Raw genomic sequence first — 24,076 nt, 5'->3', positions numbered from 1 at the left:
GAGTAGCTCCTAAAAACCAAAGGAGTGGAGCGCTCGCAAGCGCCCACTCCGTAGAGAAATGCACCGCCGCCAGGGCGGCGGCGGTGGCCAGGTCGAGACCGGGCCTTACTTGACGTCTTTCCAGTAGGCTGCGTTGAGCTTCCAGGCGAAGAATGTCATGACGAACAGGAAGCCCAGCACCCAGATGCCCAGGCGGACACGCGTGCCCTGGGCAGGCTCACCCATCCACTGCATGTAGGCCACGAGGTCGCCGATGGCGGCATCGTAGTCCTGCGCGCTCATGGAGCCGGGCGTGATCTGCTCGTAGCCCTTGAAGGCATGGGTGGTTTGGTCGAACACCGCACGGCGCTCACCCTGCAGTTGCCACAGGGCATGCGGCATGCCCACGTTGGGGAACAGCACGTTGTTCCAACCCGTGGCCTTGGCTTCATCACGGTAGAAGGAGCGCAGGAAGGTGTAGAGGTAGTCGGCACCCGTACCACCATGGCCGGCGCGCGAGCGAGCGATCACGGTCAGGTCGGGCGGGTTGGCGCCGAACCATTCCTTGGCCTGCTTCGGATCGATGTTGGCCTTCATGGTCTCACCGATCTTGTCCGTGGTCAGCAGCAGGTTGTCCTTGATCTGCTGCTCGGTCAGGCCGATGTCCTTGAGGCGGTTGTAACGCATGAACGCGGCCGAATGGCAGCCCACGCAGTAGTTCACGAACAGCTTGGCACCATTCTGCAGGGCAGGCAGATCGTTGAGCTTGTTGGGCGCCTTGTCCCAAGGGATGGTGCTACCGCCAGCAGCGTGCGCCGCGCCAGCGGCCAGACCCAGGGCTGCAATGAACGAGAGAATGATTTTTTTCATGGTGGGTTGACTCCGGCTCAATGCGCTTTGTAGGTGACACGGTCGGGCACCGGCTTGGTCTCACCCTTGGCACTCCACCAGGGCATCAGCAGGAAGAAGCCGAAGTACAGCAGCGTGCCGACCTGCGAAACGCGCTCGCCCACAGGCGACGGCGGCTGCACACCCAAGTAGGCCAGGATCACGAAGTTGACCACGAACACGGCATACACGTACTTGTGCCAGCTCGGACGGTAGCGGATCGACTTGACCGGGCTGTTGTCCAGCCAAGGCAGGAAGAACAGGATGATCACGGCGCCGCCCATCACGACCACGCCCCAGAACTTGGCGTCAATGGCCAGCATGAGGGCCACGACCACCGCAGCAGCCACGGCGACGATGCCCTTGAAGAGCACCGGCATGCGCGCCTTGAACACACCAAACGCTGCAGCCAGCACCACGCACGCGACCAGCGCATACATCATCTCGGCGGTGATGGCGCGCAGCATGGAGTAGAACGGCGTGAAGTACCACACCGGAGCGATGTGTGCCGGCGTGACCATGGGGTCGGCCGGGATGAAGTTGTTGTACTCTAGGAAGTAGCCACCCGCCTCAGGGGCGAAGAAGACCACGGCCGAGAACACCATCAGGAACACGCAGACACCGAAGATGTCATGTACCGAGTAGTAGGGGTGGAACGGAATGCCGTCCGCAGGTGCATTGGGAGACCAGCGGTTGCCTTTGGGGCCCTTCTTGATTTCCACGCCGTCGGGGTTGTTGGAACCCACGTCGTGCAAGGCCAGCAAGTGCGCCACGACCAAGCCCAGCAGCACCAGGGGTACGGCGATCACGTGGAAGCTGAAGAAGCGGTTCAGGGTGGCGTCAGACACCACATAGTCGCCACGGATCAGCAGCGCCAGATCGGGACCCACGAGCGGGATGGCAGCAAACAGGTTCACGATCACCTGGGCGCCCCAGTACGACATCTGGCCCCAGGGCAGCAGGTAGCCCATGAAGGCTTCGGCCATCAACGCCAGGAAGATGGCGCAGCCGAAGATCCAGACCAACTCACGCGGTTTGCGGTAGCTGCCGTAGAGCAGGCCGCGGAACATGTGCAGGTACACCACGACAAAGAATGCCGAGGCGCCCGTGGAGTGCATGTAGCGAATCAACCAGCCCCAGGGCACGTCGCGCATGATGTACTCGACCGACTCGAAGGCCTTGGCGGCGTCGGGCTTGTAGTGCATCACCAGGAAGATGCCGGTGACGATCTGGATCACCAGCACCAGCAGGGCCAGCGAGCCGAAGATGTACCAGAAGTTGAAGTTCTTGGGTGCGTAGTACTCCGACATGTGGACGCGATAGGCGTCGAATGCCGTGGGAAAGCGGTTCTCAAACCAGTTGGTGAGCTTGGCGCCCGCCGAGGCGTTGGGGGAAATTTCCTTGAATTCGGCCATGGTGGGGTCCTCGATTAGGCTTTCTTGTCTTCACCGATGAGCAGGCGCGTATCCGACAGATACATGTGCGGCGGGATTTCGAGGTTGTCCGGCGAAGGCTTGTTCTTGAACACACGGCCGGCCATGTCGAAGGTCGAACCATGGCAAGGGCACAGGAAGCCACCCTTCCAGTCGTCGGGCAGCGAAGGCTGAGGACCGGGCGTGTATTTTTCAGAGGGCGAGCAGCCCAGGTGCGGGCAGATGCCCACGGCCACGAGGACTTCGGGCTTGATGGAGCGGTGGCCGTTGCGCGCGTAGGCTGGCGTGAACTCGTCGGGCTTGCGCTCGGACTTGGGATCGGCGAGCTGCGCATCCAGCGCAGGCAGATCGGCCAGCTGCTCGGGCGTGCGCTTGATGATCCAGACCGGCTTGCCGCGCCACTCGACGATGGCGCGCTCACCGGGCTTGAGCTGAGAAATGTCCACTTCAACCGCAGCACCGGCGGCCTTGGCCTTCTCGGAGGGCTGGAAGGTACTCACGAACGGAACGGCGGTTGCTACGCCGCCCACAGCGCCCGCGCAGCCGGTCGCGATCAGCCACGTCCGTTTGCTGGAGTCGATTGGAGTGTCACTCATGGGGGTCCTCTATGATCATCGCTAGGGTTGGGACAACCGTAAATTGTAGCGGACTGCAATGAACCAACCGCCGCTTTCTCGCGCAGTCATGACCTGGATCGAAAATACGGCGATTGCGTGATACTGCGGGCTTGTCGTTTTGAAAGGAATCGAACCATGGGAATGATGCAGGAATTTCGTGAATTCGCCATCAAGGGCAACGTCATCGACTTGGCCGTGGGCGTGATCATTGGCGGCGCCTTTGGCAAGATCGTTGACTCGGTGGTGTCCGACCTCATCATGCCGGTGGTAGGCTTGGTGTTCGGCAAGCTGGATTTTTCCAACCTGTTCCTGGTGCTGGGCACCGTGCCCGAAGGCACAGCCATGACGCTGGATGCGCTCAAGAAGGCGGGCGTGCCGGTGTTTGCCTATGGCAATTTCATCACCGTGGCGGTGAACTTCTTCATCCTGGCGTTCATCATCTTCATGATGATCAAGCAGATCAACCGCCTCAAGCGCGAGGCCCCTGCGGCCCCCGAAGCACCCGCCGCCCCCGCCCCCACGCCCGAAGACATCGTGCTGCTGCGCGAAATCCGCGACAGCCTCAAGCGCTGAGCACCTGCGCTGAGTTTTACAGCGCCAGGCGGCGCGCCATGCGCACGGCCTCGATGAGGCTGGAGGCATCGGCCACGCCCTGGCCCGCGATGTCGAAAGCGGTGCCATGGTCCGGGCTGGTGCGCACCAGCGGCAGGCCCAGGGTCACGTTCACGCCCTTGTCCACGCCCAGGTATTTCATGGGAATCAGGCCCTGGTCGTGGTACATGGAAAGCACCGCATCAAACTCGCCTGGATGACCCGGCGCATTGCGTGCGCGCATGAACACCGTGTCGGGCGGCAAAGGCCCCACCACGGTCCAGCCCCTGCGCAGACCCTCGGCGATGGCGGGGGCGATCACCTCGATCTCCTCGCGGCCAAACAGCCCCCCTTCGCCCGCGTGCGGGTTCAGGCCAGCCACAGCGATGCGCGGCGCGCGCCCCAGGCTGCGCGACAACGCTTCGTGCGTGATCTGCAGGGTTTGCAACAGGTTGCCTTGCGTCACGGCGGCCAGCGCGTCGCGCAAGGACACATGGATGCTGACCAGCACTGTGCACAGCTCATCGCTGGCCAGCATCATGCGCACGGGCATGTCGGCCAGCGCAACGCCTGCGTGCGCAGCCGCCTCGGCCTGCAGCAGCTCGGTGTGGCCGGGGTAGTCCACACCCGCCGCGTGCAAGGATTCCTTGTGCAACGGTGCCGTCACCAGCCCGGCCACCTCGCCACGCAAGGCCGCGCGCGCGGCCCACACCACGCACTGCGCTGCCGCCCGGCCGGCCTGCGCCGAGACCTGGCCCCAGGGCACCGGCCCCGGCAGGCCGGGCAGCGGCAGCACCGGCAGGCAACGCGGCGGCATGTCCAGCGCCTGCACGGGCGCATCGATCTGCGCCACCGGCAGCTCGGGCTGGCCCGGCCGGACGATGCACTGTGCAGCGCGGCGCAGCGTAGCCAGGTCGCCCACGGCGAAACAGCCGCGCAGCAGCTCAGGTGCGTCCCGGAATGCCTTGGCGACGATCTCGGGGCCTATGCCTGCAGGGTCTCCCTGGGTGATGGCCAGAGGGCGCAGCGTAGATTTTTCAGTCATTTATGCCTCTAGCGCTCGTATTCATTGCGCAAGCAGCTATCATTTTTATAGCGTATCATGCGGGATTGTCGATGTCGATGAACCGGTGCTCCAACCCCAGCTGTGCCGCCACATGGGCGGCCACCGCCGGGGCGCCATAGCGTTCGGTGGCGTGGTGCCCGGCGGCGATGAAGGCCACGCCACTCTCGCGCGCCAGGTGGGCCTGGGGCTCGGAGATTTCGCCGGTGATGAACGCATCGGCACCGGCGGCCATGGCGGCCTCGAAGTAACCCTGCGCCCCGCCGCTGCACCAGGCCACGCGACGGATGGGCCTGGCGTCCTCGGGCTCCACCAGCGTGGTGCCGCGCCCCAGCACCTGCTGCACATGCTGCGCCAGCAGCTGCGCGTTGCCATAGTCCACGCTGGCCACGCAGCCCAGGTCCTGCTCGCCAAAGCGCGCGTCGGCCTGCCAGCCCAGCAGTGCGCCCAGGCGGGCGTTGTTGCCCAGTTCGGGGTGCGCGTCCAGGGGCAGGTGGTAGGCGTACAGGCTGATGTCGTGCGCCAGCAGGCGCTGCAGGCGTTGCTTCATCCAGCCGGTGACGCGCCCGTCCTGCCCGCGCCAGAACAGGCCGTGGTGCACAAAGATGGCGTCGGCCTGCTGCGCAATGGCGGCGTCGATCAGCGCACGGCTGGCCGTCACGCCACTGACGATGCGCGCAATCTGCGCCTTGCCTTCGACCTGCAGGCCATTGGGGCCGTAGTCCTTGAAGCGTTCGGGCTGCAAGAGCGCGTCCAGCGCCTGCAGCATGGTGTCTCGGTGAATGGGCATGGCCGTATTGTCGTGCGGCGCAGGGGGCAGCGCTTGGGCCACAATAGCAGCCGCACTCTCATCGCCCATCGTCCATGAAACGCATCTGGTTGCTGTTTTCGCAGACCGTGACGGTTCTCGTCGCGGCCTATTTTGTCGTTGCCACCCTGCAACCGGACTGGATCCGCAAGGGCGCCATCCGGTCGAGCGCCGGCATTGCGCTCATCGAGGCCCCTCCAGCCGCCAGCGGCTACGTGCCGCCAGGCAGCCTCAGCGGCGCGGCGCGCAAGGCCTCGCCCGCCGTGGTGAGCATCAACACCAGCACCGCCCCGGCGCGCGATCCGCGCAGCAACGACCCTTGGTTCCGCTTCTTCTTTGGCGACATGGGCAACGAGCCCCAGACCGGCCTGGGCAGCGGCGTGATCGTGAGCCCCGATGGCTACATCCTCACCAACAACCACGTGGTCGAGGGGGCCGACGAGATCGACGTCACCCTCTCCGACAGCCGCCGGGCGCGCGCCCGCGTGGTGGGCACCGACCCCGAGACCGACCTGGCCATCCTCAAGGTCGAACTCGACAAGCTGCCCGTCATCGTGCTGGGCAACTCCGACGAGCTGGCCGTGGGCGACATCGTGCTGGCCATTGGCAACCCGTTTGGCGTGGGGCAGACGGTGACCAGCGGCATCGTCAGCGCGCTGGGGCGCAGCCAGCTGGGCATCAACACCTTCGAGAACTTCATCCAGACCGACGCCGCCATCAACCCCGGCAACTCGGGGGGCGCCCTGGTGGACGTGAACGGCAACCTGCTGGGCATCAACACCGCCATCTACTCACGCTCGGGCGGGAGCCTGGGCATTGGCTTTGCCATTCCGGTGTCCACGGCGCGCATGGTGCTCGACGGCATCGTGCGCGAGGGCAAGGTCACGCGCGGCTGGATCGGCGTGGAACCCAACGAACTGTCGCCCGAACTGGCCGAGACCTTTGGCGTCAAAGCCACCGAAGGCGTCATCATCACCGGCGTGCTGCAAGACGGCCCTGCAGCCGTGGGCGGTATCCGTCCTGGCGACGTGATCGTGCAAGTGGCGGGCAAGCCCGTGACCAACGTGGCGGGCCTGCTGTCCTCGGTGGCGGCGCTGCGCCCCGGAGAAGCGGCACCGTTCCAGGTGCAGCGTGGCAACCGGATGCTCGACCTGGAGCTGACGCCCGGCGTGCGGCCACAGGCCCGACGCACCCGCCAGCGCTGAGCAGCGCGCCGGTCAGCGCGGCGTGGTTTCCTGCACGTCGTCCGGCGCCCGCGTGTGCCGGATGAAGACTTGCGCAGCCCAGATACCCAGTTCGTACAGCAGGCACATGGGCACGGCCAGTGCCAGTTGCGACACCACATCGGGCGGCGTCACAACGGCAGCGACGATGAAGGCCAGCACGACGAAATACCCCCGAAACGCCTTGAGCTTCTCCACGCTCACCAGCCCCAGGCGCGCCAGCACGATCACCACAATGGGCACCTCGAAGGCCAGGCCAAAGGCAATAAACATGGTCAGCACGAAGCTGAGGTAGGCCTCGATGTCAGGCGCGGCCGTGATGCTCTTGGGCGCAAAGCTCTGGATGAAGCTGAACACCTGCCCAAAAACGAAGAAATAACAAAAGCCCACACCCACAAAGAACAGCAAGGTGCTGGAAACCACCAGGGGCAGCACCAGGCGCTTCTCATGGGCATACAGCCCCGGCGCGATGAAGGCCCAGACCTGCCACAACACCACAGGCAGGGCCAGCAGAAAGGCAGAGACCAGCAAAATCTTGAGCGGCACCATGAAGGGCGAAATCACCGAGGTGGCGATCAGCGTGGCCCCTTTGGGCAGATGGGCCACCAGGGGAGCGGCCAGCAAGTCATAGAGGGCCCCTGGCCCGGGGAAGAAAAACAGCAGCGCTGCAGCCACACCCACGGCGATCAGTGCCTTGACCAGTCGGTCGCGCAGCTCGACAAGATGCTCCACAAAGGGCTGCTCGGTGCCGGCTAATTCTTCGTCTTTGGATGGTTGGTCGGACATGATGGGTTGCCTGCAGGACTACGGCCTGCGGTGGCGTCGCTGGCAAGCGCGCGTCAGTGGAATTTTTGGGGCCGGTAGCGCGCAACACGCGCAGCGCCAGATTGCGCCTTGGTACGCACGCCGTTGCGCGACTTGTACCACTGGGGCACCGCGCCACGCTTGAGGCGCCAGTTCTTGCCCGGATGCCGGTACACGGGAGCCGCCGGCTCCACCGTGGCACTGCCCTCCAGCTCCGCGCTGGCCTGGCCGGTGGCTTCAGCCCAGTCCTGCTCGAACTCATTGGCCGCGGTCTGGACGGAGTGTTCCACGTCGCGGGCCGCGCTTTCCACCGTTTCCTTCATCTTCTTGAGCTCGTCAAGCTCCATGGAACGGTTGACCTCGGCCTTGACGTCGGACACGTAGCGCTGCGCCTTGCCCAGCAAGGTGCCCACGGTGCGCGCAACGCGCGGCAGCTTCTCAGGCCCGATGACGATGAGCGCCACCACGCCAACCAGCGCCATCTTGGACAGGCCGATATCAATCATGCGTGCGCCCGCCTCTCGGTTTCAAGCATCAGCTTTTTTGCTTGGCTTCGACGTCGATGGTCGTCTTGTCGGCGGCCGTGCTGCCCGTGACTTGGCCTGCGGGCGGCGTGGCCGGGGCGGACGCATCACCGGAAGTGCCATCCTTCATGCCGTCCTTGAAGCCCTTGACGGCGCCACCCAGATCAGAACCGATGTTCTTGAGCTTTTTGGTGCCAAACACCAGCACGACGATCAGCAGGACAACCAGCCAATGCCAGATGGAAAAAGTACCCATGGAAATTCTCCTAACGAATGCGGGCCATTTTAGTCGGCGCCTGTGACGAATCTGTCAGAGACCTTGCAAAACAGCTCTCAGCCCTTGAGCCACGGACGCGGTCCACCCAACACATGCACATGCAGATGGTGGATTTCCTGCCCGCCTTCAAGCCCCGTGTTCACCACAATGCGGAACCCCCCCTCGGGATAAGGGCGGCAGCCCTGCTCCAGCGCCAGGCGCGGCGCCAGCGCCATCATGCGCCCGAGCAGCCCCGCATGCTCCGGCTGCACCTGCGCCATGGAGGGCAAGTGCAGCTTGGGCACCATCAGAAAATGCACCGGCGCCCAGGGGTGGATGTCATGGAAGGCAAAGATCTCGTCATCCTCGTACACCTTGCGGGACGGAATCTGGCCCGCAATGATCTTGCAGAAGAGGCAGTTGGGATCGTGCAAAGTCGCCATGGTCATGGTTCAAAAAGTCAAGATAGAAAGAGGTGTGGCGCCGCATTCCACCCACACCGCAGGAAGCGAGCGCAAGCTATGCCAGGGCTCCCGCGCAAGGGCCGCCCCGCCGTGCTGGGAGCGTCCCCCTTCCCGAATTGCGCAGCAATTCGAGAGAAGGGGGAAGGCGCGCAGCGCCACAGGGGGTTGCTCCCCATCATGCATGCTGCGCCAGATCCAGCGTGGCGCGCACGCCCACATCGGCGCGGTGCGCCAGCAGCCACTGCTGCCCAGCCTCGCGGCCCAGGTCGAAGAGTTTGTGCAGAAAGGCCGCATCCGCGCGCGACTTGCTGGCAAAACCCTGGCCTTGCAGCGGGGTTCCGCCATCGATGCGGTGCATGCGCACGTTCTTGTAGCGGCGCGGGTCCAGCTTGCCCTCGGCCAGCAGGCGGCGCACGAACTCGATGGCCCGCAACTCGGCCAGCAGGCTGGCGTTGAAGGTGATTTCGTTCATGCGATCCATGATCTCCGGCATGGTGTCGGGCACGCCCAAATGCTCGATCGGATTGATCTGCACCAGCAGGATGTCGCTGCACTCGGTCTGGTAGATCAGCGGGTACAACGCCGGGTTGCCGGAATAGCCCCCGTCCCAGTACAGCTCGCCCTCGATCCGCACCGCGCTGAACATCAAGGGCAGACAGGCCGAGGCCATGACCGCATCGGCCGACAGCCGAGGGCCGGCAAAGATTTCCCCGCGCCCCGTGCGCACGTTGGTGGCGCACACAAACACCTGGGGCACGCCCTTGCGCTGCGACGCCAGCAGCTCGAAATCCACTACGCGCGCCAGCAGGCTGCGCAACGGATTGATGTCGAAGGGATTGATCTGCGCGGGCGCCAGCCAGGGCGTGGCCATCATCGGCAGCCCGGCAAAACCCTGGGACTGAGGAAGCCCCCAGGCCATGTTGCCCAGGGCGCCCACACCCTCCCACAGGCGACGCAGCGTGGCGCGTGCCAATGCGGCACCCGCCTGACGTGCATCCAGCGGGTCGGCATGCTCACGCGCCGCCTGTGCAAAACCGTGGGCCAACGCAACCGCGTTCATGGCCCCAGCGCTGGTGCCACTGATGCCGTCGAGCGTCCACTGCCCGTCTTCCAGCAGCGCATCGAGCACGCCCCAAGTGAACGCACCGTGCGAGCCCCCGCCTTGCAAGGCCAGGTTCAGGCCCTTGGCTGGGGTGCGCTCTGGCTCAGGCATCGATCGCACGGCTCTGGTTCATGGTGACCATACCGCGCACGATGCGGTAGAGGAACCAGATGGAGATCAGCCCCCAGGCAATCCAGCCCGGCAACAGGAACAACACCCACAAGGGCGCCGTCAGCACGTACAACACCCCGGCCCAGATCACGGTACGGATGCGCCAGGCGTAGTGGCTGGCCTGCCAGGTACCGTCGGCATCGCCTTTTTTCACCAGGTCGATGACCAGCGCAATGATGAGCAGCGCCGCGCCGGGCTGTGCGCCCGGAATCACGGCGCCCACGGCCACGATCAGGTGCAGCAGGTAGCTGACCCATCCCCAGGCCTTGAGGCCCTCGGCACGTTGGTCTTCCACATCGGTGATGTCGCTCATGGCACAGCCCTCCTCGGGGATGCGGGTTTCAGGTGCGGTCGCGTGCGGCCTTTTCGGCAATGCCGCTGGTGCCTTCGCGGCGCTCCAGTTCGGCCAGCACGTCGTCGGGGTGCAGCCCGTAGTGGGCCAGCGCCACCAGGCTGTGGAACCACAGATCGGCCACCTCGTACACGAGCTTGGCCTTGTCGGCGCCATGGTCCACGTCCTTGGCGGCCAGCACGACCTCGGTGGCTTCCTCGCCGATTTTCTTCAGAAATGCATCCGGCCCCTTGGCCAGCAGGCGGGCCACGTAGCTGGTAGCGGGGTCGGCGCCCAGCGCGGGCTTGCGGCTTTCGATGGTGGCGGCCACGCGGGCCAGGGTGTCGCTGCGGGTCATGTGGGTATCACTTGTAGATCGATTCCGGGTCTTTGAGCACCGGGTCGGCAGCCTGCCAGGCATCGCCCTGCAGCACGTTGAAGAAGCAGCTGTGCCGACCGGTGTGGCAGGCAATGCCGGGCTCATGGCCCAGTTGGGTGACCTTGAGCAAGACCACATCGGTGTCGCAGTCGGTGCGGATCTCGTGCACGGTCTGCACGTGGCCGGACTCTTCGCCCTTGAACCAGAGCTTGCCGCGCGAGCGACTGAAATACACCGCGCGACCCAGCTCGGCCGTCTTGGCCAGGGCCTCGCGGTTCATCCAGGCAAACATCAGCACATCGCCCGTGTCTTTTTCCTGCGCGATGACGGGCACCAGGCCCTGCGCATCCCATTTCACTTCGTCCAGCCAGTTCATGTCGGCATTGTCCTTGAAAGCCGTTCAGCGCCACTGCGGCGCCCAGGAGCGCATCGCGTGCACGGCCCCTTCGCCCAGGGTCATGCCAAAGCGCTTGACCAGGCGCTCGGCCACGTTCTCGCGGCGCGTGTAGTCGATGATGTCCTCGGCCTTGACCACCTCGCGCGCCACGTAGTCCAGGCTGCCCAGGTGGTCGGCCAGGCCCAGATCGATGGCCTGTTGGCCCGTCCAGAACAGGCCGCTGAAGGTTTCGTCGGTGGACTTGAGCCGGTCGCCTCGCCCTTCCTTGACCACCGCGATGAATTGCTGGTGGATCTGGTCGAGCATGGACTGCGCGAACTGGCGCTGCTTGTCCGACTGCGGGCTGAAGGGGTCCAGAAAGCCCTTGTTCTCCCCGGCGATCAGCAAACGGCGCTCGACCCCGAGCTTTTCCATGGTGCCGGTGAAGCCAAAACCATCCATCAGCACGCCGATGCTGCCCACAATGCTGGCCTTGTCCACGTAGATGTCGTCGGCGGCGGCGGCAATGTAATAAGCGGCCGATGCGCAGGTTTCTTCCACCACTGCGTACAGCGGCTTGTTGTGCTTTTGCTTGAGGCGCACGATCTCATCGTTGATGATGCCTGCCTGCACCGGGCTGCCACCGGGCGAATTGATGAGCAACACCACAGCCTGCGAGCCCTGGTCCTCGAACGCACTGCGCAGCGCAGCGAGCACATTCTCGGCACTGGCTTCCGCGCCATCGGCGATTTCGCCCTTGACGTTCACCACCGCCGTGTGGGGCGCCGATTTGCTGGCATTGCTGGCCATTTCGTTGGAAGCCAGCGTCCAGACCAGGCCGGCAAACAGCAACAGCCAGACCAGGCGAAAGAAGATGCGCCAGCGCCGAGCGGCACGCTGCTCTGCCAGCGCGGCAAAGGCGAGTTTTTCGAGCACCCCGCGCTCCCAGCCCGGAGCGCTGGAAGCATCCTCTTTTGCTACCGATTGAGTAGCAACTTGCGCCCATGGATCGGGCGTCGGCAATGGTTTTTGCTCAGATCCAGCGCCAGAAGTCGCTTGGGGGTCGGTCATGTCAGAAATCCACAGGTTTCAAAGATTGCGCAGTATGCCAGTGCACCATGCCATCGCTCTCGGTCAGGGCGATCTTGACCAGCCCGCCCCGGCAGGGGCCGCCCACGCAGGTGCCGGTGTCGGGGGCATAGGTAGCGCCGTGGGTGGCACACATCAGCCAGCGCCCGCTGTCGTCGAAAAAGCGGTTTTCCTGGTAGTCCATTTCCATGGGCACATGGGCGCAGCGGTTGAGATAGGCGTGCACCCGCCCCTCGAAGCGGATGGCAAAGGCGCGGCAATGCTGCCCGTGGTACAGCACGTCAAACGGCACGGCCAGGCCGCCCTCCTGCAGGTCGGCGCTGGGGCACAGGGGCAAGGCTGGTGGATCGGTGTGCTCGCTCATCTCATGCCGCTCCATCCAACCAGGCGTGCAGGTCAGCCACCGAATGCGCCACATGCAGCGGATTCAGCGCCGCAAAGGCCTCGGGCTCGTGCGCGCCATAGCTCACGCCCACACTGGCGCAGCCCGCGTTCAGCGCCATCTGCAGGTCGTGCGTGGTGTCGCCCACCATGAGCAGGCGCTCGGGCGGCACGTCGAATTCGGCCATCAGCTCCTGCAGCATCAGCGGGTGGGGCTTGCCGGCGGTTTCATCGGCGGTGCGCGAACCATCGAACACACCGCGCAGACTCACGCTGCGCAGTGCTTCGTCCAGGCCACGGCGGCTTTTGCCGGTGGCCACCGCAAGCAGATGGCCGCGCTCGCGCAGCCGCTCCAGCAGGGGCAGAACACCATCGAACAGGCTCAGGTCGTCCTGGTGCTGCATGTAGTGGTAGCGGTAGCGCTGGCCCAGTTCGGGGTAGCGCTCGGGCGGCACATCAGGCGCAGCGTGGGCCAGCGCTTGCGGCAGCGCCATGCCAATGACATAGGAGGCCGCCTGTACGCTGGGGGTGGCGCCGCCCACGTCGCGCACGGCGGCCTGGATGCTGCGCACGATGATGGCCGTGGAGTCGAACAGCGTGCCGTCCCAGTCGAAAGCGATCAGGTCGAAGCGGCGCGCACGGGCGATGGAATTCATGGTGTGTCGTGAACAAAAATGGCCAGATCGGGCGGCAGTGGTGCCAGCAGTTCGGTGCGCGCGCCGCTGGCGGGGTGGTCGAACTGAAGCCGCCAGGCGTGCAGGAACATGCGTTTGAGGCCCTGGCGCTGCAACTGGCGGTTGAGCTCAAAGTCGCCGTATTTTTCGTCCCCGGCAATGGGATGACCCTGGCTGGCCAGGTGGACGCGGATCTGGTGCGTGCGCCCGGTCTTGATGGTGACCTCCAGCAGCGTGAACGCGGGCAGGCCTGCATCGGGCCGTTCGGGCAGCATGCTGCGTACCTTGACCAGCGTGATGGCACGCATGGCATCAGGGTCCTCGGGCGTGGTCACGCGCACGCGGCGCTCACCATCGGGCTGCAGGTATTTGTGCAACGGCGTGTCGATGAGCTTTTTGCGCGCAGGCCAGGCGCCCACCACCAGGGCCAGATAGGTCTTGCCGGTCTCGCGCTGGCGGAACTGGTCCTGCAACTGCGTGAGCGCGCTGCGCTTCTTGGCCACCAGCAAAATGCCCGAGGTTTCGCGGTCCAGCCGGTGCACCAGCTCCAAAAAGCGGGCCTGCGGTCGTGCCTGGCGCAGTTGCTCGATCACGCCAAAGCTCACGCCGCTGCCACCATGCACGGCCGTGCCTGCGGGTTTGTCGATGGCAATGAGGTGCTCGTCCTCCAGCAGCAGCGGGAATTCGCGCGCCGGTGCAGGGCGCTCGGCCTTGTCGGCCATTTTTTCGGACAAACGCACGGGCGGCAGGCGCACCTGGTCGCCCGCATTGACCCGGGTGTCGGCGCTGGCGCGTCCCTTGTTGATGCGCACCTCGCCACTGCGGATGATGCGATAGACGTGGGTCTTGGGCACGCCCTTGAGTTGGCGCAGCAAAAAGTTGTCCAGCCGCTGGCCCGCCGATTCGGCATCGACCTCCACGGTACGTACCGCCGATGGTGCAGCAGTGCCTGGGGTTTGCGAGCGTGTCGTCGCCCGCGGCAGCGGTTTGGCCCCTATAATGTGTTTCACCTGCGCAGTGTTTTGTAAGTGGTTGATTCGTCTGGAGTTTAGTCCACGCGGCCATTTCCCCATGCGCAGGCAGGTCGATGCCGGCGGGTGTCGCACCAGCAGATGACAGGCCCATTGCCTGCCATGGCCGGTGTGGCGCACGGGTGGCTGACACATTGGAACACCGATACGGAATACCCCATCTGGCAGGCCACCCCACCCGGGCCCGTCCTGCCGGAGGATCGAAGCGAACATGTGGGCACTGGTCATGATGGTTCAAGCACTGTGGCGTAGGCGCCTGCCTGCGGCATGGGCATCAAATCATGCTCCAGCGCCCTTCCAGCCTGCGCAACCAGCTACATTTTTTGTAGCATTTGAGCGTACTGTCAGGCTTTTCGCCCCCATCCACGCGCCCTTGCCGCCCCCGCAGAGCTAGAAGCTGTGCGGGGTATTGCGGCATCCTTGGCAATTCCCTTCGTTCCAGAGCGTCAGTCCAGGCATTGTTGGCTCAGCAAGAGCCTGTCATGTGTTTGGAATCAGCGGGTCGGTCGCCGCGCGGCGTGAGTGCTGCTGCGCAGGCGCGTCCCGCCACTGGAAGAAGGAAAACGCTCATGAAGCGGATGCTCATCAACGCCACGCAGCCCGAAGAACGGCGCCTGGCCATCGTCGACGGACAAAAGCTCCTCGACTACGAAATCGAAATCGAAGGGCGCGAACAGCGCAAGGGCAACATCTACAAGGCCGTGGTCACCCGCGTGGAGCCCAGCCTGGAAGCCTGTTTCGTCGATTACGGCGAAGACCGCCACGGCTTCCTGCCCTTCAAGGAAATCTCGCGCATGTATTTCAAGGAAGGCGTCTCGCCCTCCCAGGCGCGCATCAACGACGTCATCAAGGAAGGCCAGGAGCTGCTGGTCCAGGTCGAGAAGGAAGAGCGCGGCAACAAGGGCGCAGCGCTGACCACCTTTGTCAGCCTGGCCGGGCGCTACGTGGTGCTGATGCCCAACAACCCGCGCGGCGGCGGCGTCAGCCGACGCATCGAGGGCGAGGACCGCGCCGAGCTGAAGGAGGCGATGGACCAGCTCGAGTACCCCAACGGCATGAGCATCATCGCGCGCACAGCCGGCATCGGTCGTAGCGCCCCCGAACTGCAATGGGACCTGAACTACCTGCTCAAGCTCTGGAGCGCCATCGACGGCGCAGCCAAGGGCGGCAAGGGCGCCTTCCTGATCTACCAGGAATCGAGCCTGGTCATCCGCGCCATCCGCGACTACTTCAACAGCGACATCGGTGACATCCTCATCGACACCGACGACATCTATGAACAGGCCCACCAGTTCATGTCGCACGTGATGCCCGAGCACGCTGGCAAGGTCAAGCGCTACCGCGACGACGCAGCCCTGTTCAGCCGCTTCCAGATCGAGCACCAGATCGAGTCGGCCTACGCACGCACCGTGCAACTGCCCAGCGGCGGCGCCATCGTGATCGACCACACCGAAGCGCTGGTCAGCGTGGACGTGAACTCGGCCCGCGCCATCAAGGGCGGCGACATCGAGGAAACCGCCACCCGCACCAACCTGGAAGCCGCCGACGAAGTGGCGCGCCAGATGCGCCTGCGCGACCTGGGCGGCCTGATCGTGATCGACTTCATCGACATGGAGGAGAGCAAGAACCGCCGCGAAGTGGAAAACCGCCTGCGCGACGCGCTGCGCCAGGACCGCGCCCGCGTGCAGTTCGGCAACATCAGCAAGTTCGGCCTCATGGAAATGAGCCGCCAGCGCCTCAAGCCCGCCCTGAGCGAAGGCTCCTCCATCCCCTGCCCGCGCTGCGGCGGCGCGGGCCACATCCGCGACACGGAAAGCTCCGCGCTGCAGATCCTGCGCATCATCCAGGAAGAGTCCATGAAGGACAACACCGCCGCCGTGCACTGCCAGGTGCCCGTGGAAGTGGCCTCCTTCCTGCTGAACGAAAAGCGCACCGAGATCGCCAAGATCGAACTCAAGCAGCGCGTGGCCGTGCTCATGGTGCCCAACAAGACGCTGGAAACGCCTAACTACAGGCTCGAACGCCTCAAGCACGACGACCCGCGCCTGGACCACCTCGACGCCAGCTACAAGCTCGCCGAGGAATTCGAGGACCCCACCGCCGTCACGCGCCGCTCGCAAGAGCCCACCAACAAGCAAACGCCCGTGATCAAGGGCGTGCTGCCCGATGCCCCCGCACCGGTGGCCGAGCCCCGCCCCGAACCCGCACCGCGTCCCGCACGCAACGCCCCCCAGGGCGCTGGCGCGGCGGCCCCTCGGGCCAACGCCCCCAAGGCTGCTGGCACTGCGGCTCCGGCGGCTCCCGCGCAGGAACAAGGGTTCTTCTCCTGGCTCAAGAGCCTGTTTGGCTTCGGCCCCTCGGCCCCTGCAGCCCCCGCACCCGTGGCACCGGCCAGCCCTGCGCCCGCCGCAGAACCCGGCGCCCGCGAGCCCCGGCGTGACGGACGCGGTCGCCGTGGTGAACGCAACGGCGAGCGCCAGGGTGAACGCAACGGCCCCCGTGACGGCGCCGGTCGCGAAGGCGGCAGCGACGGACGCGGCCGCCGTGGTGAGCGCAACACCGAGCGCGAGCCACGCAATGGCGAAGTACGCAGCAACGAAAGCCGCCCACCGCGCGAGAACCGCGAGGGCAACCGTCCGCGCCGCGATGCAGAGGCCCGCGCCCCTCAGGCCAACGACACCGGTCTGAACGCCACCGAGGCACCCCAAACCGCCGCAGCGGATGCGAACGCGAGCGAACGCGCCCCCCGCAACGGCAACGGCCGCCGTGAACGCGGCCCGCGTGGCGAGGGACGTGAGCGCCAGCCCCGCCCGGCACCCGACACCAGCACGGCCGAAACCGGTTTTGCTGACACGGCACCTCAGGAATTGCTGCCGGACCTGGATCTGACCGGCAATGAGATTCCGGGCAACACCTCGGCCGAAGGCGGCGAGCCCCGTCAGCGCCGCTCGCGTGACCGCTATGGCCGCAACCGGCGCGAGCGCGGTGAGCGCAACGATCAGGCCGCCGCACCCAGCACCGAGGCCGACAGCGGCAACCTGCTGGACATCGACCTGACGGGCAGCCACGCCGCCCCAGCAGCCGAACCTGCCACGGACGAGCCGCCGCGCCGCAGCTACTTTGCAGCCGCTGCCCCCGCGCCGGTGCAAGCGCCTGCCGAAGACGCAGCGCCCGCCCCCGTGCAGGCCGAGGCGCCCATCGTCGCAGCAGCACCCACAGAGGCCACGGCAGCGCCCGCCGCACCGGCCCCTGCCGCCGCACCCCAGCCAGCACCGCAAAGCGCAGGCCTGCCCCGTGTGGCGCCCTACCAGTTGCCGGTGCAGGAAATGCAGCAGATCGCGCAAAGCAGCGGCCTGCAATGGGTGCAGTCCGACGCAGACAAGGTCGCAGCCGTGCAGGCGGCCATCGCCGCCGAGCCCCGCCCCATCCACGTGCCGCGCGAACGCCCCCCTGTCGTGGTGCTGGATGAAGGCCCGCTGGTGCTGGTGGAAACCCGCCGCGACCTGCGCGATCTGCACCTGCCGTTCGAGCAAGAGCAAGGTCCAGCCGCCTGACCGGAGCCGCAAGGCATACAGCAAACCCTGCAAGGTTGCAGCCGCGGCCTTTTGCAGGGTTTGTGCCTTCTGTGGCTTTGCCGCGGCGACCGCGCCAGGGCGGTCCAGCGGCGCTAAGCTGAAAGCTGTTGTCATCCCCCTTGCCGCCCACCTCTGCCATGCTGATCATGCTCTCCCCCGCCAAGTCACTCGACCTGGACACCCCGCTGCCCGCTGAGCTGCCGCACACCTTGCCGGAGTTTCGCCAGGAGGCCGCGCAACTCATCGAGGTGCTGCGCCCCCTGGCGCCGCAGCAGGTGGCCTCGCTGATGCACCTGAGCGATGCGCTGGCCGCACTCAACGTGGCGCGCTATGCGGCATGGTCACCCCGCTTCACGGCAAAGAACGCACGCCCTGCCCTGCTGACCTTCAACGGCGATGTGTACGAAGGGCTGGACGCGCGCAGCCTGGCACGCAGCGACCTGGACTGGGCCCAGGATCACCTGGCCATCCTCAGCGGCCTGTACGGCGTGCTGCGCCCACTGGACTGGATGCAGCCCTACCGCCTGGAAATGGGCACGCGCCTGGCCACGCCGGCGGGCGCCAACCTGTACCAGTTTTGGGGTGACCGGCTGGCCGAGCACCTGAACCAGCGCCTGGCCGACGACCCGGCGCCGGTGCTGCTGAACCTGGCCTCGCAGGAATACTTCAAGGCCGTGGACCGCAAGGCGCTGCGTCCACGCGTGGTCGAATGCGTGTTCGAGGACTGGAAAGGCGGCAGCTGGAAAATCATCAGCTTTCACGCCAAGCGCGCACGCGGGCTGATGGCCCGCCACGCCATCCAGCAGCGGGCACGCAAACCAGAGGATCTGCGGGGCTTCGACGCCGAAGGCTGGGCCCACGATGCCGCCGCCTCCAGCACCGACCGGATGGTGTTCAGACGCAGGCTAAAGTAGCCTCTAGCGCCCGCGAAACAAGCGTTAAAAGCTATCATTTTTATAGCAAAATCAATTTCCCATGCATTCGCCAGACCAATCCCCACTGGGCAAGGCGTCGGCCTACGCCGATCAGTACGACCCTTCGCTGCTGTTCCCCCTGGCGCGTGCGCCCAAGCGGGCTGAGATCGGCATCACGGGCAGCGTGCCCTTTGTCGGCGCAGACCTGTGGACGGCGTTTGAACTGTCCTGGCTCAACGAGCGCGGCAAGCCGCAGGTGGCCCTTGCACACATCACCGTACCGTGCGAGACGCCAAACATTGTGGAGAGCAAGTCCTTCAAGCTCTACCTCAACAGCTACAACAACACGCGCTTTGCCACCGCACAGGACGTGCAGGCGCGCCTGCGCGCCGATATCAGTGAGGCCGTCTGGCGTGGCGCCGAAACTCCGGGCACCGTGGGCGTGCGCCTGGTGCTGCCGGAGCAGTTTGACCAGGAGCCGCTGCACGAGCTCGACGGGCTGCTGCTGGACCGGCTGGACATCGAATGCGACACCTACCAGCCCGCGCCCGAGCTGCTGCGCGCTGCCATGGACGAAGCGCCGGTCAGCGAGGTGCTGGTGAGCCACCTGCTCAAGAGCAACTGCCTGGTCACCGGCCAGCCCGACTGGGGCAGCGTGCGCATCGCCTACAGCGGCCCACAGATCGACCAGGAACGGCTGCTGCAGTACATCGTGAGCTTTCGCAACCACAACGAATTCCATGAGCAATGCGTGGAGCGCATCTACATGGACCTATGGACGCGCTGCAAGCCCATCAAACTGGAGGTGTATGCGCGCTACACGCGCCGCGGGGGCCTGGACATCAACCCCTGGCGCACCAGCCACCCGCAGGCGATGCCCAAGAACATCCGTACTGCGCGCCAGTGAGCGCCTTGGGTGCTGCAAGCAACCGCCCCAGGGCGGGTCACGAACGACGAAAATCCAGCCAGTCGCAGCGCAGCTTGTGGCGCCGGTGCGCGCTGCTGCGCCAAGTGACATAGATGCTGGGAATCAGCATACCCAAGCAACACAAGGGAACACCCCACCACTGGTCAAACAGGTAGGCGGGAAACCACCCCACCCAGCCCATGAGCCACAGTGTCAGCACGACATCCCACAAGTAGTATTCCAAGGGATGCTCGGCCTTGTGGTCCACATGCCATTGCTTGATGCGTTGCAGCTCTTCGAGGGTCATTGGAGTCTCCCGGCGCGACGGGGACTCCAATGTAAGACTGACGTAAGTTTTCGTCAAGGAGCGGGTGCGGCCTCAGCCGAACACCCGTCCTGCCCGCAGCCGAGCTTCAATGCACGCGGAACACTTCCAAGGTACGGCCCAACACGGCAGCACTGTCACTCATGACGCGGGATGCTGCGGCCGATTGTTCCGCCAAGGCTGCGTTCTGCTGGGTGTCCCGATCGAGCAGGGTAACGGCCTCGTTGACCTGTGAGATGCCCTCTGCCTGCTCGCGCGCTGCGACACCCATCTGGCCCATCAGGGTATTGACGTGCGCCACCGACTGCACCACCTGTTCGATGGTTTTGCTGGCCGACTGCATCAGGCCCGCACCGCGGCCGATGTTGCTGGCCGACTCGTTGATGAGCGCCTGGATTTCCTTGGCAGCCTCGGACGAGCGCTGCGCCAGGCTGCGCACCTCCCCTGCCACCACAGCAAAGCCACGCCCCTGCTCACCCGCACGCGCGGCCTCAACGGCTGCATTGAGCGCCAGGATGTTGGTCTGAAAGGCGATGCCCTCGATGGTCGAGATGATCTGCCCCATCTTGCGTGAAGACTGCTCGATGGCACCAACCACCTGGCTGACCTGATTCACCGCCTGCCCGCCCTGGGTCGCCAGTTCGGCACTGTGGTGGCTTTCACGCACCACCTTCTGGGCGGCCTCGCTGGAGTTTTCCACCGTGGCAGAGAGTTGTTCCATGGCGGCGGCAGATTCTTCCAGGCTGCTGGCCTGGGATTCGGCACGGCCGGACAAATCCAGCGCGCTCTGCGCCATCTCGGCCGACACCGCACTGAACTTCTCCATCTCCTCCATCGCATCGCCCACCACCGCGCGGATGTTGAGCTGCAGGCGCTGCACGCGCATCATGACCTTGCCCAGCACATGGGTCATGGGCAGGGTGGGCTCACGGTGGGTCAGATCACCGCTGGCCATGCCGTTGAGCAGCCTGCGCAGGCTGCGGATGGGCAGCGTCATGCTCACGTGGTAACGCGCCAGCACCAGGCCCGCCACCACCAACCAGGCGAGGGTTTGCAAGGCCACGGCCATGCCGTCGTTCCAGCCCATCCAGCCCGGCACCAGGGACACCAGCATGAGCGGCAGCATCATGGCCGTCAAGCGCAGCGTGGGGCCCGAGCGATACGCCCTGCGAACGTTGTCCCACACACTGGTGCTGCGCACGCCGCCCGCATGGATACGGATGGTCTGGCGTCCGGACTCGCGTTCCTGCTTGACGCGGGCATACAAGGCCTCGGCGGCCTGGACCTGCTCGCGCGTGGGCTTGGTGCGCACCGACAGGTAGCCCACCGGCTTGCCCTCGCGCATGATGGGCGTGACATGGGCCTGCACCCAGTAGAAGTCGCCGTTCTTGCGCCGGTTCTTCACAAAGCCCGTCCAGCTGCGGCCGCGCCCAATGGTGGCCCACATATCCTTGTAGGCCTCGGGCGGCATGTCCGGGTGGCGGATCATGTTGTGCGGCTGGCCCATGAGTTCTTCCATGGTGAAGCCACTGACCCGTGCAAAGGGCGCGTTGCAGTGCGTCAGCACCCCCTTGGTATCTGTGGTGGACATCAGCAGTTCGTCGGCCGGGAAATCGTATTCGTTGTTGGTGACGGGAAGGTTGACGCGCATAGGTAAGTCCAGCCGAAAGGTTCAGCACTGAAACGGTGCGAACCATTGTGCACCTGTATGCTGACACAAAAATTTACGTAATAACCCGGATTGTCAGAAAAGACCCAGGGTGGAACATTGCTCCCGCCCCGGCGGCATGCTGTCGGCGCTGTGCGGCGCCACCGGCACCAGGGATGCCACGCGCACCCCCAGCAGGCGTATGCGCCGCTGCAGCGGCACACGCTTGAGGCACAGGCCCGCCACGCGGCGGATGGTCGCCGCGTCGTGCGTGGGCTCGGCAATGGTCTGGTCGCGGGTGACGGCGCGGAAATCCTCGTAGCGCAGCTTGATCCCGATGGTGCGGCCCACGTAGCCCTTGCGCTGCAGGTCCTGCGCCACGCGCTGGCACAGGTCGGTGAAGATGGCGCCGAGTTCGGCGCGGTCGTGCACGGCGTGCAGGTCGCGGTCAAAGGTGGTTTCGCGGCTCATGCTCACGGGCTCGCTCTCGGTGACCACCGGGCGCTCGTCGCGGCCCCACGCGGCGTCGTGCAGCCAGGCACCGGTGGCCTTGCCGAGATGCTGCACCAGCCAGTCGCGCGGGCGGGCCGCCAATTCACCGATGGTGTGGATGCCATGGCGCGCCAGCTTCTCGTCGGCCTTGGGGCCGATGCCGTTGATCTTGCGGCAGGCCAGCGGCCAGACCAGCGCCTGCAGGTCGGCCTCGTGCACGATGGAAATGCCCTTGGGCTTGTGGAATTCGCTCGCCATCTTGGCCAGCAGCTTGTTGGGCGCCACGCCGATGGAGCAGGTCAGGCCCGTGGCGTCGAAGATGCTTTTCTGGATCAGCCGCGCCAGCACGCGCCCGCCCTCGCGCTGGCCGCCGGGCACGTGGGTGAAGTCGATATAGACCTCGTCCACGCCCCGGTCCTCCATCACCGGCGCGATGTCGGTGATGATTTCCTTGAAACGGCGCGAATAGCGTCGGTACTCGTCAAAGTCCACTGGCAGCAGGATGGCCTGCGGGCACAGGCGCGCGGCCTTCATGAGCCCCATGGCCGAGCCCACGCCGAACGCACGCGCCGCGTAGGTGGCGGTGGTGATCACGCCGCGCCCGGTGTAGCCCTGCAGCAGCGGAAAGGCGGAGCGCGGAATCTCGTGCAGCGGCAGGCCCGAGCCTTCGGTGGTGAGCACGCTGTCGCAGGCCCGGCGCCCGCCGCCGATCACCACGGGCAGGCCCTGGAGTTGCGGGTAGCGCAGCAGTTCCACGCTGGCATAGAAGGCATCCATGTCCAGGTGGGCGATGCGGCGCGGCAAGGATCTGTCGGTGGCGGTCACGGCCGCCATTGTTTCACCTCAAGCCGTCGGATACGTTCCCGGCAGCAGGATGGAGGTATCGACCTGGTTGATGTCGGTGCGGCCGCAGAAGGCCATGGTGAGGTCGAGCTCCTTGCGGATGATCTCCAGCACACGCATCACGCCCAGTTCGCCGTAGGCGCCCAGGCCGTAGAGGAAGCTGCGCCCGATCAGCGTGCCGCGCGCGCCCAGGGCGCGGGCCTTGAGCACATCCTGGCCGCTGCGAATGCCGCCGTCCATCCAGACCTCGATGTCCTTGCCCACGGCCTGCACGATGCCGGGCAACGCGGCGATGGACGAGGGCGCGCCGTCGAGCTGGCGGCCGCCGTGGTTGCTGACGATGAGCGCGTCGGCGCCGCTGTCCACGGCCAGGCGCGCATCCTCGGCGTCCATGATGCCCTTGAGGATGAGCTTGCCGCCCCAGCGCTTCTTGATCCACTCCACGTCGCCCCAGTTGAGCTCGGGGTCGAACTGCTCCACCGTCCAGGACGAGAGCGAGGACATGTCGCCCACGCCCTTGGCGTGGCCTACGATGTTGCCGAAGGTGCGGCGCTTGGTGCCCAGCATGCCCAGGCACCAGTGCGGCTTGGTGGCCAGGTTGATGAGGTTGGCCAGCGTGGGCTTCGGGGGCGACGAGAGGCCGTTCTTGATGTCCTTGTGGCGCTGGCCCAGGATCTGCAGGTCCAGCGTGAGCTGCAGGGCCGAGCAGCCGGCGGCCTTGGCGCGGTCGATCAGGCGCTCGATGTAGTCGCGGTCGCGCATCACGTAGAGCTGGAACCAGAAGCCGGGGCCGGCGTGCTGGGCCACGTCCTCGATGGAGCAGATGCTCATGGTCGAGAGGGTGAAGGGCACGCCGAAATCGCGCGCCGCACGGGCCGCGAGGATCTCGCCGTCGGCGTGCTGCATGCCGGTCAGGCCCGTGGGCGCCAGCGCCACGGGCATGGCCACGTCCTGGCCCACCATGGTGGTGCGCGTGGTGCGCCCGGTCATGTTCACGGCCACGCGCTGGCGCAGCTTGATCTTCTGGAAATCTTCCTCGTTGGAGCGGTAGGTGCCCTCCGTCCACGAGCCCGAATCGCAGTAGTCGTAGAACATGCGGGGCACGCGGCGCTTGGCGATGCGGCGCAGGTCTTCGATGCAGGTGATGGTGGACAGGTCGGGCACGCGGATCTCCTTGGGGGTCTGGTT

Annotated in this window: 26 protein-coding genes; 5 read left to right on the top strand and 21 right to left on the bottom strand. The window is 65.6% G+C overall.

Going from position 1 to position 24,076, the window contains the following annotated elements; all coding sequences use genetic code 11:
* Positions 1–105: 105 nt before the first annotated feature.
* The 3 genes from MJ602_RS03000 to petA are packed head-to-tail and all read right to left on the bottom strand — an operon-like array spanning position 106 to position 2,896.
* Positions 106–849, bottom strand: a complete 744-nt coding sequence (locus MJ602_RS03000) for a cytochrome c1 (RefSeq protein ID WP_243019345.1) — start codon at positions 847–849, stop codon at positions 106–108.
* Between the two features lie 17 nt (positions 850–866).
* Positions 867–2,282, bottom strand: a complete 1,416-nt coding sequence (locus MJ602_RS02995) for a cytochrome b (RefSeq protein WP_162017301.1) — start codon at positions 2,280–2,282, stop codon at positions 867–869.
* Between the two features lie 14 nt (positions 2,283–2,296).
* The gene (gene petA / locus MJ602_RS02990; RefSeq protein ID WP_162017302.1) at positions 2,297–2,896 is read right to left on the bottom strand and encodes a ubiquinol-cytochrome c reductase iron-sulfur subunit; all 600 of its coding nucleotides are present in this window, start codon (positions 2,894–2,896) and stop codon (positions 2,297–2,299) included.
* A 156-nt stretch (positions 2,897–3,052) separates the two neighbouring features.
* Between petA and mscL the strand changes: the two genes are divergently transcribed.
* Positions 3,053–3,490, top strand: coding sequence for a large conductance mechanosensitive channel protein MscL (gene mscL, locus MJ602_RS02985; RefSeq protein WP_243019344.1), 438 nt, complete (start codon positions 3,053–3,055; stop codon positions 3,488–3,490).
* Positions 3,491–3,506: 16 nt separating this feature from the next.
* Here mscL and pdxA read toward each other — a convergent pair whose 3' ends face one another.
* Complete coding sequence (gene pdxA / locus MJ602_RS02980; RefSeq protein WP_243019343.1) at positions 3,507–4,553, bottom strand: 4-hydroxythreonine-4-phosphate dehydrogenase PdxA; 1,047 nt, start codon at positions 4,551–4,553, stop codon at positions 3,507–3,509.
* A gap of 55 nt (positions 4,554–4,608) precedes the next feature.
* On the bottom strand, positions 4,609–5,361 hold the full coding sequence (locus MJ602_RS02975) for a Nif3-like dinuclear metal center hexameric protein (RefSeq protein ID WP_279235700.1): 753 nt from the start codon (positions 5,359–5,361) through the stop codon (positions 4,609–4,611).
* A 74-nt stretch (positions 5,362–5,435) separates the two neighbouring features.
* On the opposite strand from MJ602_RS02975, the gene MJ602_RS02970 reads away from it, so the two are divergent.
* Complete coding sequence (locus tag MJ602_RS02970; RefSeq protein ID WP_243019342.1) at positions 5,436–6,584, top strand: trypsin-like peptidase domain-containing protein; 1,149 nt, start codon at positions 5,436–5,438, stop codon at positions 6,582–6,584.
* Between the two features lie 12 nt (positions 6,585–6,596).
* Here MJ602_RS02970 and tatC read toward each other — a convergent pair whose 3' ends face one another.
* The 12 genes from tatC to MJ602_RS02910 all read right to left on the bottom strand — a co-directional run bounded on the left by tatC (position 6,597) and on the right by MJ602_RS02910 (position 14,163).
* Complete coding sequence (gene tatC, locus MJ602_RS02965; protein ID WP_243019341.1) at positions 6,597–7,388, bottom strand: twin-arginine translocase subunit TatC; 792 nt, start codon at positions 7,386–7,388, stop codon at positions 6,597–6,599.
* A gap of 53 nt (positions 7,389–7,441) precedes the next feature.
* Positions 7,442–7,912: a Sec-independent protein translocase protein TatB gene (tatB, locus tag MJ602_RS02960; RefSeq protein ID WP_162017308.1), complete on the bottom strand. Its 471-nt coding sequence runs from the start codon at positions 7,910–7,912 to the stop codon at positions 7,442–7,444.
* Between the two features lie 28 nt (positions 7,913–7,940).
* On the bottom strand, positions 7,941–8,186 hold the full coding sequence (gene tatA / locus MJ602_RS02955) for a Sec-independent protein translocase subunit TatA (protein WP_243019340.1): 246 nt from the start codon (positions 8,184–8,186) through the stop codon (positions 7,941–7,943).
* Positions 8,187–8,263: 77 nt separating this feature from the next.
* Positions 8,264–8,629, bottom strand: coding sequence for a histidine triad nucleotide-binding protein (locus MJ602_RS02950; protein ID WP_243019536.1), 366 nt, complete (start codon positions 8,627–8,629; stop codon positions 8,264–8,266).
* Positions 8,630–8,825: 196 nt separating this feature from the next.
* Positions 8,826–9,863 carry a patatin-like phospholipase family protein gene (locus MJ602_RS02945; protein WP_243019339.1) on the bottom strand — a complete coding sequence of 346 codons (1,038 nt, stop codon included), beginning with the start codon at positions 9,861–9,863 and terminating at the stop codon, positions 8,826–8,828.
* On the bottom strand, positions 9,856–10,236 hold the full coding sequence (locus MJ602_RS02940; protein WP_162017312.1) for a DUF4870 family protein: 381 nt from the start codon (positions 10,234–10,236) through the stop codon (positions 9,856–9,858). The genes MJ602_RS02945 and MJ602_RS02940 overlap by 8 nt, the downstream gene beginning before the upstream one ends.
* Positions 10,237–10,264: 28 nt before the next feature.
* Positions 10,265–10,612: a phosphoribosyl-ATP diphosphatase gene (locus MJ602_RS02935; RefSeq protein WP_162017313.1), complete on the bottom strand. Its 348-nt coding sequence runs from the start codon at positions 10,610–10,612 to the stop codon at positions 10,265–10,267.
* A gap of 7 nt (positions 10,613–10,619) precedes the next feature.
* A complete protein-coding gene (gene hisI / locus MJ602_RS02930) occupies positions 10,620–11,009 on the bottom strand; it encodes a phosphoribosyl-AMP cyclohydrolase (RefSeq protein WP_162017314.1) in 390 nt (129 codons plus the stop codon).
* A gap of 24 nt (positions 11,010–11,033) precedes the next feature.
* A complete protein-coding gene (locus MJ602_RS02925; protein ID WP_243019338.1) occupies positions 11,034–12,080 on the bottom strand; it encodes a S49 family peptidase in 1,047 nt (348 codons plus the stop codon).
* A 1-nt stretch (position 12,081) separates the two neighbouring features.
* Positions 12,082–12,462: a Rieske (2Fe-2S) protein gene (locus MJ602_RS02920; RefSeq protein ID WP_243019337.1), complete on the bottom strand. Its 381-nt coding sequence runs from the start codon at positions 12,460–12,462 to the stop codon at positions 12,082–12,084.
* 1 nt (position 12,463) lies between these two features.
* Positions 12,464–13,135: an HAD family hydrolase gene (locus MJ602_RS02915; RefSeq protein ID WP_243019336.1), complete on the bottom strand. Its 672-nt coding sequence runs from the start codon at positions 13,133–13,135 to the stop codon at positions 12,464–12,466.
* Positions 13,132–14,163 carry an RluA family pseudouridine synthase gene (locus MJ602_RS02910; RefSeq protein ID WP_423246681.1) on the bottom strand — a complete coding sequence of 344 codons (1,032 nt, stop codon included), beginning with the start codon at positions 14,161–14,163 and terminating at the stop codon, positions 13,132–13,134. Before MJ602_RS02910 ends, MJ602_RS02915 begins: the two co-directional genes overlap by 4 nt.
* Positions 14,164–14,753: 590 nt before the next feature.
* On the opposite strand from MJ602_RS02910, the gene MJ602_RS02905 reads away from it, so the two are divergent.
* The 3 genes from MJ602_RS02905 (at position 14,754) to queF (ending at position 19,580) form a co-directional block, all read left to right on the top strand.
* A complete protein-coding gene (locus MJ602_RS02905; protein WP_243019334.1) occupies positions 14,754–17,738 on the top strand; it encodes an Rne/Rng family ribonuclease in 2,985 nt (994 codons plus the stop codon).
* Between the two features lie 158 nt (positions 17,739–17,896).
* Positions 17,897–18,673 (top strand): peroxide stress protein YaaA, encoded by a 777-nt coding sequence (gene yaaA, locus MJ602_RS02900; RefSeq protein WP_243019333.1) that lies wholly within the window; start codon positions 17,897–17,899, stop codon positions 18,671–18,673.
* Between the two features lie 61 nt (positions 18,674–18,734).
* Complete coding sequence (gene queF, locus MJ602_RS02895; RefSeq protein WP_243019332.1) at positions 18,735–19,580, top strand: NADPH-dependent 7-cyano-7-deazaguanine reductase QueF; 846 nt, start codon at positions 18,735–18,737, stop codon at positions 19,578–19,580.
* A gap of 37 nt (positions 19,581–19,617) precedes the next feature.
* On the opposite strand, the gene MJ602_RS02890 is transcribed toward queF, so the two are convergent.
* From MJ602_RS02890 to MJ602_RS02875, 4 genes are all read right to left on the bottom strand, one after another.
* Positions 19,618–19,887, bottom strand: a complete 270-nt coding sequence (locus MJ602_RS02890; protein ID WP_162017321.1) for a hypothetical protein — start codon at positions 19,885–19,887, stop codon at positions 19,618–19,620.
* Between the two features lie 106 nt (positions 19,888–19,993).
* Positions 19,994–21,556 (bottom strand): methyl-accepting chemotaxis protein, encoded by a 1,563-nt coding sequence (locus tag MJ602_RS02885; RefSeq protein WP_243019331.1) that lies wholly within the window; start codon positions 21,554–21,556, stop codon positions 19,994–19,996.
* Positions 21,557–21,649: 93 nt separating this feature from the next.
* Entirely contained in the window at positions 21,650–22,879 is a 1,230-nt protein-coding gene (gene dinB / locus MJ602_RS02880; RefSeq protein WP_243019330.1) for a DNA polymerase IV, read from the bottom strand.
* 9 nt (positions 22,880–22,888) lie between these two features.
* Positions 22,889–24,052 carry an alpha-hydroxy acid oxidase gene (locus MJ602_RS02875; protein WP_341474726.1) on the bottom strand — a complete coding sequence of 388 codons (1,164 nt, stop codon included), beginning with the start codon at positions 24,050–24,052 and terminating at the stop codon, positions 22,889–22,891.
* Positions 24,053–24,076: the final 24 nt, after the last annotated feature.

It is taken from the genome of Simplicispira sedimenti (genome assembly GCF_022760965.1).
Taxonomy (GTDB): Bacteria; Pseudomonadota; Gammaproteobacteria; order Burkholderiales; family Burkholderiaceae_C; genus Simplicispira; species Simplicispira sedimenti.
The sequence above is the reverse complement of the archived record's forward strand: the minus strand, read 5'-3'. Positions and strand labels throughout refer to the sequence as shown.